This is a genomic window from Sphingomonas sp. BLCC-B65 (genome assembly GCF_028550675.1).
Classification (GTDB): Bacteria; Actinomycetota; Actinomycetes; order Actinomycetales; family Microbacteriaceae; genus Microbacterium.
The window spans coordinates 1,901,556-1,914,422 of record NZ_JAQQGL010000001.1 but is presented as its reverse complement, the minus strand read 5'-3'; the positions used below and the strand labels follow the sequence as shown (position 1 = coordinate 1,914,422).

General features: G+C 69.6%; 14 protein-coding genes. 3 read left to right on the top strand and 11 right to left on the bottom strand.

Annotation, left to right across the window (positions count from 1 at the left end):
• Window position 1: 1 nt before the first annotated feature.
• A complete protein-coding gene (locus PP359_RS09060) occupies window positions 2-676 on the bottom strand; it encodes a hypothetical protein (protein WP_499250382.1) in 675 nt (224 codons plus the stop codon).
• Between the two features lie 75 nt (window positions 677-751).
• Between PP359_RS09060 and PP359_RS09055 the strand changes: the two genes are divergently transcribed.
• Entirely contained in the window at window positions 752-1,372 is a 621-nt protein-coding gene (locus PP359_RS09055) for a TMEM175 family protein (RefSeq protein ID WP_135949931.1), read from the top strand.
• Between the two features lie 3 nt (window positions 1,373-1,375).
• Here PP359_RS09055 and PP359_RS09050 read toward each other — a convergent pair whose 3' ends face one another.
• The 5 genes from PP359_RS09050 to PP359_RS09030 all read right to left on the bottom strand — a co-directional run bounded on the left by PP359_RS09050 (window position 1,376) and on the right by PP359_RS09030 (window position 6,680).
• On the bottom strand, window positions 1,376-1,711 hold the full coding sequence (locus PP359_RS09050; RefSeq protein ID WP_499250381.1) for a hypothetical protein: 336 nt from the start codon (window positions 1,709-1,711) through the stop codon (window positions 1,376-1,378).
• A 103-nt stretch (window positions 1,712-1,814) separates the two neighbouring features.
• Window positions 1,815-3,509: a glycoside hydrolase family 13 protein gene (locus PP359_RS09045; protein WP_499250380.1), complete on the bottom strand. Its 1,695-nt coding sequence runs from the start codon at window positions 3,507-3,509 to the stop codon at window positions 1,815-1,817.
• 59 nt (window positions 3,510-3,568) lie between these two features.
• Window positions 3,569-4,477, bottom strand: coding sequence for a carbohydrate ABC transporter permease (locus PP359_RS09040; protein WP_499250379.1), 909 nt, complete (start codon window positions 4,475-4,477; stop codon window positions 3,569-3,571).
• Window positions 4,477-5,385: a carbohydrate ABC transporter permease gene (locus tag PP359_RS09035; RefSeq protein WP_036319569.1), complete on the bottom strand. Its 909-nt coding sequence runs from the start codon at window positions 5,383-5,385 to the stop codon at window positions 4,477-4,479. The genes PP359_RS09040 and PP359_RS09035 overlap by 1 nt, the downstream gene beginning before the upstream one ends.
• Window positions 5,382-6,680, bottom strand: coding sequence for an ABC transporter substrate-binding protein (locus PP359_RS09030; RefSeq protein WP_499250378.1), 1,299 nt, complete (start codon window positions 6,678-6,680; stop codon window positions 5,382-5,384). Before PP359_RS09030 ends, PP359_RS09035 begins: the two co-directional genes overlap by 4 nt.
• Before the next feature lie 125 nt (window positions 6,681-6,805).
• On the opposite strand from PP359_RS09030, the gene PP359_RS09025 reads away from it, so the two are divergent.
• Together PP359_RS09025 and lgt are read left to right on the top strand one after the other, a co-directional pair.
• Window positions 6,806-8,026 carry an ROK family protein gene (locus tag PP359_RS09025; RefSeq protein ID WP_499250377.1) on the top strand — a complete coding sequence of 407 codons (1,221 nt, stop codon included), beginning with the start codon at window positions 6,806-6,808 and terminating at the stop codon, window positions 8,024-8,026.
• 50 nt (window positions 8,027-8,076) lie between these two features.
• Window positions 8,077-8,982 carry a prolipoprotein diacylglyceryl transferase gene (lgt, locus tag PP359_RS09020; RefSeq protein WP_499250376.1) on the top strand — a complete coding sequence of 302 codons (906 nt, stop codon included), beginning with the start codon at window positions 8,077-8,079 and terminating at the stop codon, window positions 8,980-8,982.
• A 49-nt stretch (window positions 8,983-9,031) separates the two neighbouring features.
• Here lgt and PP359_RS09015 read toward each other — a convergent pair whose 3' ends face one another.
• From PP359_RS09015 to PP359_RS08995, 5 genes are all read right to left on the bottom strand, one after another.
• Window positions 9,032-9,265, bottom strand: coding sequence for a hypothetical protein (locus PP359_RS09015; RefSeq protein ID WP_499250375.1), 234 nt, complete (start codon window positions 9,263-9,265; stop codon window positions 9,032-9,034).
• Between the two features lie 321 nt (window positions 9,266-9,586).
• Window positions 9,587-9,922 (bottom strand): DUF6804 family protein, encoded by a 336-nt coding sequence (locus tag PP359_RS09010; RefSeq protein ID WP_039415054.1) that lies wholly within the window; start codon window positions 9,920-9,922, stop codon window positions 9,587-9,589.
• Complete coding sequence (locus PP359_RS09005; protein WP_499250374.1) at window positions 9,919-10,980, bottom strand: zinc-binding dehydrogenase; 1,062 nt, start codon at window positions 10,978-10,980, stop codon at window positions 9,919-9,921. The genes PP359_RS09010 and PP359_RS09005 overlap by 4 nt, the downstream gene beginning before the upstream one ends.
• A gap of 43 nt (window positions 10,981-11,023) precedes the next feature.
• Window positions 11,024-12,157, bottom strand: a complete 1,134-nt coding sequence (locus PP359_RS09000) for a DUF998 domain-containing protein (RefSeq protein WP_499250373.1) — start codon at window positions 12,155-12,157, stop codon at window positions 11,024-11,026.
• A gap of 114 nt (window positions 12,158-12,271) precedes the next feature.
• Window positions 12,272-12,847 (bottom strand): dihydrofolate reductase family protein, encoded by a 576-nt coding sequence (locus tag PP359_RS08995; protein WP_499250372.1) that lies wholly within the window; start codon window positions 12,845-12,847, stop codon window positions 12,272-12,274.
• Between the last annotated feature and the right edge of the window lie 20 nt (window positions 12,848-12,867).

Below are 12,867 nucleotides of genomic sequence, written 5' to 3'. Positions count from 1 at the left end.
CTCAGCCCGCGATGCCGAGCAGCTGCTTCGCCGCGGCGACGGCCGGTGCGCCGAAGAGACGCGGGTCCTCGTTGAGCGCACCCGAGCTGATCGAGACGCCCACTCCGGGCATGTCGACGAGCGTGCCGTAGATGCGCAGATCCCCGGTGGACTTCGTGCCGTAGGCGATGCCACCGCGAGCCTCGACGGCCCCATCGGCGAGGTACTCCGACCCGATGGCGGCGATGTCGTCCTTCTTGGGCACGTCGACCGCGCCGTTGTTGGTCGTCACCGTGACAAGAACGGTGTTGACGTAGTCGCCGGTCGTCGACATCCAGTTGCACTGCACGGTGCCGTCTTCGTTGCTCTGGTCGCTCAGTTCGAGCCCGTCGATCGCCGAGCCGAGCACAGAGCCCACGGCGGCGCAGTCGGGGTAGCGGGCGAGCACATCGGCGAGCGCCATGCTGGGTGCGGCCGGCGCAGCGCCACCGCCGGCATCTCCGCCCCCATCCCCGTCCCCATCGCCGGGGTCGCTCGCGCCGTCCGACGGCGTACCCGCGCCGCCGACCGCTCCGGACGCCGAGACCGAGGGCGACGCAGCCGTTCCGCTTCCGGCGGCGCATCCCGCGAAGGCGAGAGCTCCGGCGGCGACGAGGAGGGCGAAGGCGGCACGGGGAACGAGGCGGGGGGCTGTCACCCCGGCATCCTAGCCATCCGCGTGAGCCGGCCTCGGAAGTTCTCCACAGCCCCTCTGCCCCGCTAGCCTGGCGCCATGTCCGCAGAGCAGATCGACGATGGCGCCCACGGGGCCGCTCAAGGCGAGAAGGCCCTCGACCGGCTCGTCGCGTTCAGCGACGCGGTCGTCGCGATCGCGATCACTCTCGTCGTGCTGCCCCTGGTGGATAAGGCGATGGATGCCGAGTCGGCGTCGGCCTTCTTCGCCGACAACGTGACCGGGATGATCTCCGCGGCGCTGAGCTTCGTGGTGATCGCGGCCTTCTGGCGTGCCAACCACGTGATGTTCGTGCACGCCCGTGGCTACACCCGCCTGGTCGGCCGCCTGCAGACCCTCTGGCTCGCGACGATCGTCTTCCTGCCCGTCGCGACGGCGCTCGATCTCGCCGGGCCGGGCACAGACAGAGTCGGACTGGGGGCCTACGTCGGAACGATGCTGGTGGGCGGAGTGATCCTGCGCGTGCAGGCGGTCGCGCTGCAGCGGGCGGGACTGAGCGACCGCGCACCCGCACCGCCGCTGAGGCACTGGATCGGCGCGATCCTGATGGCTGTCGCACTCGTGCTCGTGCTGCTGTTTCCTCAGTACGGCGCTCTCTGGCTGCTCGTCCTGCTGCTGGAGATCCCCCTCGGCCCCCTGCTGAATCGCGGGTCCCGCTGACGCTTAGGATCCCATCGCGGTCTGGAAGAGTCTGAGCGCTATCAACAGCCCCGCCACGGTGCCCGCGCTGGCGGCGAGCGGAACCCAGGTGAGATCCCTCTCCGTCCGCCGCGCGAAGAGAGCCGTGGCGGCGGTGCAGAGGAACATGAGAGCCGCGATGCCGTAATAGATCATTCCGGCGCCCTGAGCGCCGACCCAATCGCAGTGATCTGCGCACACCCCTCCGGCGAAGATCGTGCTCCCCACCCACACCGCGGTCGTGATCGCGAAAACGACGACCTGGATGATCGCGACGGTAAGAACGGATGCCGCGGCGCTCCTCCCTGACTTCGTGCTCATCCGCTCAGTCTGCCGTTGTCGGTCGACGCCACGCTCCCGTTGAACACATCGTTCCCGTACCGCGCGTTGCCCGGCCAAGCGACCCGCAGCCCGCGCCGCCGGATCAGCCCCCCGTGATCCAGACGGTCGTCTCCCCCGGCACGGTCTCGCCGTCGACCGGTGCACTCGACAGCACGACACGCTGACCCGGCGCGAGCGACAGCGCGAGCGGCGCGGAGCCGAACACCGTCACCACCTCCCACCCGTTCGGGCGGCGGAAGCGCAGCACATCGTCGCGGCCGGTCTCGACCCACTCCAGGCGCTCCGGCGCCAGGAGCTCGTGCCGCAGGGCGAGGGCCCGGCGGTAGAGCGAGAGGGTGGATGCCGGGTCGCCCTCCTCCGCCTCGACCGACGCGTCCGCGAACCACGACGGCTGCGGCAGGTGCGCACCCCCCGAACCGAAACCGAACGAGGAACCCTCGCGGGTCCACGGCAGCGGCACGCGGCATCCGTCACGTCCGTACTGCTCTTGGTGGGTGCGGAAGAAGGTGGGGTCCTGGCGCTGGTCGGCGGGGATCTCCGCCACCTCGTGCAAGCCCAGCTCCTCGCCCTGATACAGGTATGCCGAACCCGGCAGCCCGAGCAGGAACAGCGACGCCGCACGCGCGCGGCGAAGGCCACCGGCGCGATCGATGACGGCCTCGTCGGCACCGGCCTCGAGCCAGCCGCCGCCGTGCCGATTGGGCACCGCGCCCTCGACCTCCTCCACCCGCGGCAGCGCGTAGCGGGTCGCATGCCGGAACACGTCGTGGTTCGACAGCACCCAGGTGCTCGATGAGCCCGAGCGGGCCGCGAGGGCGATGTTGTCGGACACGATCTGGCGGAACTCGCCGGCGTCGAACGACGCGCGCAGCAGGTCGAAGTTGAACGACTGGCCCAGACTCTCCGGGCTCGCGTACTTCGGCACGCGGTCGGACGCGACCCAGGCCTCGGCCACCGCCGTGCGCGGCGGGTCGTACGAGTCGAACACGCGGCGCCACTCGGCGTAGATCTCGTGCACGTCATCGCGGTCGAGCAGCGGGTGCGAGCCGTCGACGGGCAGCGCGGCAAGCTCGGCCGCAGACGGCAGGGGCTCGCTCAGGTCTTTTGTCAGCATGTGGGCCACGTCGATGCGGAACCCGTCGACGCCACGGTCCGACCAGAACCGCAGCGTCGTGAGGAAGTCCTCACGTACCTCGGGATTGTTCCAGTCGAGGTCGGGCTGCTCGATCGCGAAGCTGTGCAGGTACCACTGCCCGTCGGCGACGCGCTCCCACGTCGATCCGCCGAACGCGGCGGTCCAGTCCGTGGGCGGTTCGGATCCGTCGGGTCCGGCGCCCTCGCGGAAGATGTAGCGCCCCCGCGCGGCCGATCCGCGACCGGCGGCGAGCGCCTCCTGGAACCATGCGTGCCGGTCGGAGGTGTGATTGGGCACGATGTCGACGACGATGCGGATGCCGCGCTCGTGCAGCGCCGCGACGAGCTCGTCGAAATCGGCGAGCGTCCCCAGCCGCGGGTCCACGTCACGGTAGTCGGCCACGTCGTACCCGCCGTCGGCGAGCTCGGACGGGTAGAAGGGGCTCAGCCACACGGCATCCACCCCGAGTTCGGCGAGGTAGTCGACCCGCGACAGGATGCCGCGGAGGTCGCCGATGCCGTCGCCGTCGGCATCGGCGAAACTGCGGGGATAGACCTGGTAGACGACGGCCTGGCGCCACCAGTCACGATCCTCCGGGCGGGAGAGCTCGAGGCGGTCGGAGGCAGAGAGCACGGCGGACATGCGTGACCTTTCGGAGTCGGGGTCAGGTTCGGGGATGAGGCCGGGCGGCGGCGCGGGCGTCAGCCCTTGACGGCGCCTTGCGTGACGCCCTCCATCACCCAGCGCTGGGTGAACAGGTAGGCGAGGATCGCGGGCGCCATCGCCATGAGGTACGAGGCGAACGACACGTTGTAGTTGTTGCTGAACTGCGTCTGGAAGAGGTTCTGGCGCACGGGCAGCGTCTGCAGGGCGGGGTCGGAGATGATCAGCGACGGCATCATGAAGTCGTTCCAGGCGTAGAGGAACGCGAAGATGCCGACGGTCGCGCTCATGGGCGCGAGCAGCGGGAAGATGAGCTTCCAGAACGTCTGCCACGTCGTCGCCCCGTCGATGCGCGCGCTCTCTTCCAGCTCGAGCGGAATCGATCGCAGGAACGCGGTGAGCAGCAGCACGCTGAAGCTCAGCTGGAACATCGTGGCGAGGATGATGACCCCGAACGGGTTGTCCAGGCCGACGCGGCCGGTCAGCTGGATCTGCGGCAGCGCGACGACCGGGAACGGGATGAACATCGCCGCCAGCAGATAGAAGAAGGAGTAGCGGAACAGCCGGCGGTCCCAGTTGCGCACGATCGCGTAGGACGCGAACGCGGCCAGCAGGATCGTGGCGATGACGGTGCCTGCGGTCACGAACAGGGAGATGCCCGCCCCGACCGGGAACTTCGTGAGGTTCCACGCCTCGACGAAGCCGTCGAAGCTGAACGGCGCCGGCAACGAGAACGCGTTGCCGTCGACGGCTTGAGCGGTGGTCTTCAGCGACATCGAGATGGTGACGTACAGCGGAAGCAGCACGGTGACGGCGCAGAGGATCAGGATGATCGTCGTCGACCAGCTGACACGCTCACCGCGGGTGGTGGGACTCTTGCGACGGCGGTCGTCCGCGGGCGCGAAGGCCGCGGCATCCTCGACGACGAGGGCGGGTTGGGTGGACATCAGAAGGCGTTCCTTCCGCGAGTCAGCGAGAGCTGGAGCAGGGAGATGAGGATGGCGACGACGAAGAAGATGGTCGCGTTGGCCATCTGGTAGGCGTAGTCGCCGCCGTTGAAGCCCGCGATGATCGTCATCGCGACGCTGCGGGTGGCCGTTCCGGGGCCGCCGTTAGTGAGGCCGACGATGATGTCGTAGGCGTTCAGGAAGCCCTTGAAGCCGAGGATGATGTTGATCACGACGTACCCCGCGACCAGGGGCAGGGTGATCCGCACGAGCTGCTGACCCTTGGAGGCGCCGTCGAGCGCCGCAGCCTCGTACACGTCACCCGGCACGGCGAGCAGCCCCGCGATGTAGATGAGAAGCGTGCCGGGAATGGCCTGCCAGGCGGTGACGAGCACGATCGCCACCCACGCGAGGTCGGGGTTGGCGAGCAGGCTCGTCGACAGCGCCGGGATGCCGAGCGACTCCCCCAGCGCCGGAAGCGAGTTCGAGAACAGGAAGTTGAAGACGTAGGCGATGATGATGCCCGAGATGACCATCGGGATCACGAAGACGGTCCGAAGGGCGGTCTTCATCCGGATGCGGGCGGTGAGGCCGACCGCGAGCAGGAACGCCACCACATTGACGACGAGCACGGTCGCGATGGAGAACCCGATGGTGAAGAGGTAGCTCTGCAGAATCGCCGGGTCGCTGAACATCGCGATGTAGTTGGTCAGTCCTGTGAAGTGCCACTCGCCGATGCCGATCGAATCGGTGAAGCTGAAGAAGATCCCCACGACGCCCGGCACCGTGATCGCCAGCGTGAACAGCACGAGGCTCGGCAGCAGGAACAGGTAGTAGATCGGCTCGACACGGCGGTGGCTGCGGCGCGCCGTGCGGTCACCGGCGGTGACGATCGTGGACGTGGTCATTGCCCGGACTCCTCTGTCTCGGTCGTGGGGGCGGGGGCGCGGAAGGCGAGGCGCGCCCAGTCGGCATCCATCGTGCGGAGGGTGCCCTGGGGGCTCGCGCCGAGCACGACGGCCTGCACGTAGTTGAAGACGGGGATCGTCTTGGGCACCAACACCGACGGACCCTGATAGACCTTGCCCGCCGTGTAGAAGGGGATCATGCCCGCGATGCGCGGGTCGTCGGGCGCCGGCGCATCCTTCGTGGGAGTGAAGCCGAGCTGCGACGTGTTGTAGGCCTCGATGGTCTGGGGACGGTAGAGGTACTCGAGGAAGTCGCGCGCGGCATCCTTGTGCCGTGAGCCTTCGGGGATCATCGCGGCGAGGTCCATGTTGACGCGTACGCGGCGATCGGACGGGTCGTCGGTCATCGGCAGCGGGAACGTGCCGAGGTTCATGTCGGGCGAGGTCTTCGCGATCTCGCTGAACGCCCACGGACCCTGCAGGTACATCGCAGCCTCGCCCTTCGCGAAGGCGAGGTTGCCGTCGCCGTAGCCGCGGCTGGGCGCGTCGGTGTTGACGAACTGCGACGTGAGCTGGGTCATCTTCTCCACGGGCGAGGAGAAGTCCTTCTCGAACGAGGTCGCCGAGTCGGGCCCGACGTCGGCGCCTTCTGCCGCGAGCCGGTTGAAGAAGTCGACGACGTCGACGGCGCCGCCCACCGCGTAGTCGTACCAGCCCTGGCCGACCGTCCAGTCGTCTTTGAAGGTCGCGTAGAACGGGGTGATGCCGGCCGCCTTCAGCTTCGCGCAGGCGGCGAGCAGCTCGTCCCACGTCGTGGGGACGTCGACCCCGGCCTTCGCGAACAGGTCTTTGTTGTAGATGACGGACGCCGCCATCACCGAGTACGGCAGCGCACTGATGCGACCGGGGCACGAGCCGTACTGATCCATCAGGCCGCGGAGGTCATCGCGGGTCGTGGAAGCGGCCGTGGTGCCGGTGAGGTCGCTGAGTGCACAGCGCTGGACGAACCGCGCGGTCTCGTAGTTGTAGTTGGCGAGCATGATGTCGGGCGGGTTGCCGCGGACGAAACTCGCCGAGACGACGTCGACGCCGGAGGTGTCCATCTCGACGCGCACGCGGTCCTGCGACGCGTTGTACGCGTCGACCACGCCGTTCATGAAGTCGAGGGCCTCGCGCTTGCTGAAGGTGAAGCGGATCGTCTCGCGGCCGTCGCTGCTGCAGCCGGAGAGCAGGCTCCCCGCCAGCACGAGAGCGAATCCGGCGGCCACCGCCCGGAGCGCTCGTGAGGTTCTCACAGACACCTTCGTCCTTCCGTCCGACGGCATCGTGGCCGCCCTTCCAGATTCGACTTCGATTAGATTTAGTGGTCGAATCAACTGTTCGGCAATACTCTGACAGAACACCTGCGGAAAGGTCAAGAGTGAGTCAGACGGTCCTCGACACGGGCACCGGTCGCGCCAGCGTCGACGGAGTGCTCGACTTCGCGTGGGATGCCGGCACCTTCACCGCCACCGAGGCAATGCGCGCAGCATCGCTCACTCGTTCCACCGCGATCGAGGCCATCGACACGCTCATCGCCGCCGGCGTGCTGCAGGAGCTCCCCAACGCGCGAGACGCCGGCGAGTACCGAGCAGGCCGGCCCGCGCGGCGCTTCCGCTTGCGCGACGACGCCGGCGTCGTCGCGGCGCTCGACGCCGGCGACACGCACTTGACCGCGGCCGTGTCCGACCTTTCCGGCGAGGTGCTGCTGCGGCGCCAGATCGCGCTCTCGCCCGCCCAGAGCGTCGACGAGCGTCGCGACATGATCGTCGCGCACCTGCGTGCGACGCTCGCCGAGGCCGGCGTGGCCCGCGACGACGTGCTCTCCCTGTGTGTGGGAGTGGCCGCCCCCGTCACGCTGCAGGGGCAGTCACCGCCGCACCCGGAGGGATTCTGGGAGCGCACGAACCCGGGTCTGATCGATGCGCTGAGCGACGAAGCCGACGTCGTCGAAGTGAAGAACGACGCGCAGCTGGCGGCGGCAGCCGAAGGCACCGCGGGCGAGGCCGTGGGATGCCGCGACTACGTCGCGCTGCTGGCCGGCGAGCGCCTCGGGGCCGGCGTCGTGGTCGACGGTCACCTGCTGCACGGCGCTCACGGCGGTGTCGGCGAGATGTTCGCCTTCGACTTCATCCGCGATGTGGATTCCGCGTTCGGTCTCGGACCGACTCTCGAACGCCTCGCGCGCGAAGCCATCGCCAAGGCGGAGACCGAAACGACCGAGCGCCGCGGACTCGCCGCCATGGACCCCGCGCAGGTGCGCGGCCGCGACGTGCTGGAGCTCGCCGCCGGCGGCGATCCTCTGGCGATCGAGATCACCGATGCGATCGGCCGCGTGCTCGCGCGCATCGTGGGCGTGCTCGGCAACATGTTCGACCCCGAGCGTGTCATCGTCTGCGGAGCCATCGCCGACGGCATCCAGCCGGTGCTCGACGCCGCCCAGCGCACGCTCGCCGCCCAGATCCACCTGCCCGCGCCGACGCTGCTGCGCTCGCACCTGGGCGGCGACGTGGTGATCCGGGGAGCGCTCGCCCGAGCCCGCGACAGCGCACGCGCGACCGCCCTGCCCCGCCGCGTCGCCCGCGCCACGCGCGCCGACTGACCATCGCTACGCCGGGACGTCTCATACCCGACAGGCGCATAATGTCGGGCGTGCACCTGAGTATCCCGAGCCCCGACCTCAGCTGGTCCAGCTTTCACATCGGCCCGCTGACGATCCACGTCTACGCGCTGTGCATCATCGCGGGAATCATCGCCGCCGTCATCATCACCGAACGACGGCTGCGGGCGCGCGGAGTGCCGGCGGGAACCGTGATCGATGTCGCGCTGTGGACGGTGCCGCTGGGCATCGTCGCGGCGCGGATCTACCACGTGCTCACGCACATGGGCGACTACTTCGCGCCCGGCGACAACCCGTGGGCGGTCGTCGCCATCTGGGACGGCGGCAACGCGATCTACGGCTCGATGATCGGCGGCGCGATCGGCATCTACATCGCCACGCGGCGCGCCGGCATCCGCTTCTTCGCCTTCGCCGACGCGCTCGCGCCGGCCCTGCTGGTGGCGCAGGCCATCGGACGACTCGGCAACTACTTCAATCAGGAACTGTTCGGGCTGCCGACGACCCTCCCGTGGGGCCTGGAGATCTCCCCCGACGCGCCGATGTTCCCCGCCGGCGTCGCGCCGGGCACGCTGTTCCATCCGCTGTTCCTCTACGAGATGATCTGGAACCTCGTCGGTGCCGCGCTGATCATCGTCCTCGAGCGCAGAGTGCGTCTCGGCTGGGGCCGCAGCATCGCGTCGTACTTCATCTGGTACGGGCTGGGCCGCAGCTGGCTGGAGGCGATCCGCATCGATCCCACGAGCGATGCACCCCTCGGCATCCCGGCGAACATCTGGGCCTCGTTCGCCGTCGCGCTGCTGGGCGTCGCGATCTTCGTCGTGCAGACGGTGCGCCATCGTGGCGAGCCCGACACGTCGCCGTTCACCGCCGCGGAGCAGCAACGACAGGATGCCGAGAAGCTCGCCGTGACCCGCGAGGACGCACCGCAGCCGTCGTGACGAGCGCCGCCCCACAGCGGGGCTGACGTGAACGCCTCCCGCGGGAGGCTCAGCTCGGTGCGTCCGCGCCGAACGCTGCTGCGCCCGGACCGTGGAGGTGCCCCGTCGCGGGATCGACCCAGTTGCCGGAGCCTGTCATGCGGTGCCAACGCTTGTGGAACGCGAGGTCGGTGTCATCGGCGTCGAGGACTGCGGCTCCGCACAGCTCACAGACGCGGAGGAGGACGGTGTCGCCCTCCGCGGTCGTCAACGACACTGCACCGGTCGGGAATGAGACACCCATCGTGTTCCCCTCACTCCGCGGCTGTCGCCGCGGTCAGGCTCCGAGAATGCCCTCACCCTACGCGGTCCGCTCGTGCATCGACCAACACGCCGTGGCCGCAGCTATCGTCCCTGTCGACGGCCGCTGGCCGCTGGCCGCCGGCCGCCGGCACCCTAGACAGAGACCCGTCAATCTATCCGTGTACAACTCCGGAGTTTTGGCGACGGCAAGCCCCGAAGGGGCGCTGAACCGGCAGACAGCCCGAGATTTCCGGAGTTATGAAACGCACGGCCGGAGTAACTCCACCCGAGAGGGCCGGCGCCAGCACCGATGCCGCCGTCGTCACGCCCGCGGGGTCTTGATCATCGCCCCCGCGACGAGGAACACGATGGCAGCCGCGGGCTGCACCAGCGACCAGACCAGGCCGTCGAACCCGAAGGGGAACACCGGGTTCCAGATCACCGCGATCACGGCGAACACGACCGCCCACACCCACTGACGCGCCTGCGCGGCGAACCAGCCCACGATCAGCGCCAGGATCGCGACGACGTAGAGCACGACGATCCCCCACCCCGCCGTCAGCAGCACGGGCGCGAGGAAGAGCACGGCGGCCGCCAGCAGGGCCGGGGCGAGGGCGTTGCGCTGGAAGGTCGGCTCGCTCCGCTTCGTTCCGCTCATGTCGGCACCCCCGTCGTCGCGTGCAGAGCCGGGTCGATCATGGTCATACCGGCGAGTGTGGCACGGTCGAACGTGGGCAGAAGTGCGGCCGCGTCGGCGAGCGAGATCGTACGCTCGATGAGCTCCTGCGGGCGCAGACGTCCCTCCGCGATGAGCGCGAGCATGGCGGGATAGTCGACCGCGGCCATGCCGTGGCTGCCGAGCAGATCGAGTTCCCACGCGATGACGCGTGCCATCGGCATCCCCGACAAACCGCTCGCAGAGGGCAGCAGCCCCACCTGCACATGGCGTCCGCGGCGACGCAGACTCAGCACCGCATCCGCCGAGGTCTGCTCGGCGCCCACCGCGTCGATCGACACATGTGCGCCTCCCCCGGTGATCCGGCGCACGGCGTCGGGCACGTCCGTGCCGTCGGCGGCGACGACGGCATCGGCGCCGAGCACGGATGCCGCGTCCAGCGCGGCCCGGTTGCGATCGACGGCCACCACGTGCGCACCGAGCGCGCGGGCGATCATGACGACGCTGAGTCCCACACCGCCGGCGCCGACGACCACGACCCACTCGCCCGGCTGCACGCGCGCACGTCCGGTGAGTGCGCGGAAAGCGGTGGCGAAGCGACACCCGAGGGAGGCGGCGGCGGCGAAGGAGACGTCGTCGGGAATGCGCACGAGGTTGGTGTCGGCGGCGTGCAGCGCGACGCGCTCGGCGAACGAGCCCCAGTGCGTGAAACCGGGCTGCTGCTGGTCGGGGCACACCTGCGCGTCGCCCGCGCGGCACCACTCGCAGGTGCCGCACCCGCAGACGAACGGCACGGTCACCCGGTCGCCGACGGCGAACCGCTCGACGCCCGCTCCGGTCTCGACGATCACACCGGCCAGCTCATGGCCCGGAACATGCGGTACGGCGATGTCGTCGTGGCCCACCCACGCGTGCCAATCGCTGCGGCACAGGCCGGTCGCCCGCACCTCCACGACCACGCCGCCGACGGGCGCGACCGGGTCGTCGACCTCGCGCACCTCCAACGGTTCGCCCACGGCATCCATCACCACTGCACGCATCCGCACCCTTTCGTCCCCTTCACGCTAGTTGGTGCACCCGCGCTCACGCGGCGGCCGGAGCCGCTGCCGCGGGAACGGGAGGTGCCGGCGCGGCGGCGTCCGCATACGCACGCGACTGCCGCACGAACAGCATGAGCCACGCGAACAGCAGGCCGGCGATGATGAACTCCGACCCGGTGAGGTTGTAGTAGTCGATCGGCACCCACAGGGCGACCGCGACCACGATGCCCGCGACGACGAGCACCGAGAAGACCGCGATGTCGCGGCCGATTCCGGGGACGAGCGTCAGCAGGCATCCGACGAGCACGCCGAAGACGACGACCATTCCGGATGCCGCGCCCACGTGCACCGGAAAGGCGACGGCGTCCGGCACGAAGCCGGCGACCATCAAGCACAGACCGATCACGGCCAGCAGCCAGGCGAACAGGCGGGCCCGGCGCTGTGCGGTGTCGACGTGCGCACGCAAACCCACCTCGAGGTCGTGGGCGACGAAGTTGGCGAGCGCGGTGATGACGGCGCCGGTCGTGATGAGCGAGAGGTTGAACTGGTAGCCGGCGTATCCCGACTCGTTGCCCAGTTCGGAGAAGTGGAACCGCCACCAATCGCCCTGTGAGGCGCTCACCATGCTCGCGAGCGTGCCGATGAACAGCACGAGGGTGGCGAGCGAGGCCACGCCCGTGGAGGTGACACGTGCCCCCGAGACCGATGCGACGTAGGTCATCGTGCCGGCGGCGGCGGCGACCAGCGCCGCCGCACCGAACGGGTCGATCGTGAGGCCACGGAACCCCAGTTGAAAGAGTTCGGCGACGGCGACGACGACGAGGGCCGCCAGCATCATCATCGCCGCCGACAGAGCGATCAGGTCGGTCACACGTTTGGCGCGCGGCAGGCTGTTGCGCCAGGCGAGATATCCACGGCGCCGTTCGAGCGCGAACGAGACGGCGAACGCCGGACCCGCCGCGAGCGCCGCGAGCAGCGCCGCAAGGCTGCCGACGGACTCGCCGCCGCCGAGCGGCATCCGCGCCCCGCCCATGACGAGCACGGTGGCGGCGGCGGCAACGAGCGCGGATCCCAGCGCCCACCTCGTCGCCCGGGCCTCGACCGTCGGTGAGAAGCGCGGCGTCTCGGATGCCGCGTGATGCGTCCAGCGCGCGGGGGACGGCCGCCATCTGCTCACGGATCGAGCTTACTTTCGGCTCAGGTGGCTCCGTCGCGCGCAAGCCGGGAGTTCGGGCGGGCGAGTAGCCGGGTGCGGGCGCACGGGCAGGCGGGCGGGGACTGCGGCGGACGGTCAGTGGATGTCGCGGACGACGCGGTAGCGGAAGGCCTGGATGCCACGGGCCCAGCGGTGCGTCGACACCAGCTCGAGCGCCGTGGGGCCCACTCCGGGCGGGTAGAACGGGGTGCCACCGCCGAGCAGGATCGGATACACGACGCTGCGGTACTCGTCGACGAGCCCCGCCGCGGCGAGGGTCGCCGCCAGAGTCGCACCGCCGACGGCGATGTCGCCCGCCGCGTCGTCGTCGCGCATTCGCGCGACCTCGTCGATCACGCTTCCGCGCAGCAACCTGGTGTTCTGCCCGGGCGCGGCATCCAGCGTCGACGAGACGACGATCTTCGGCAACGCCTTCCACACCTCGGCGAACTCGCGCTCGAGCGGCTCGAAGGTGGGCACGACGTCGGGATCCTCCCAGTACCGCATCGTCTCGTAGAGGCGCCGGCCCAGGAAGTGCGCGCTGAGACCACGCACCTCCTCGAGGGCGGCACGAAAGATGTGCTCGTCGGGCGCACCCCAGTCGAAGCGCCCCTCGGCATCCGTGATGTAGCCATCCAGGGAATGCGACATCGAGAGGATGATCCGGCCCACGTTCCGCTCCTTCGCGTCGG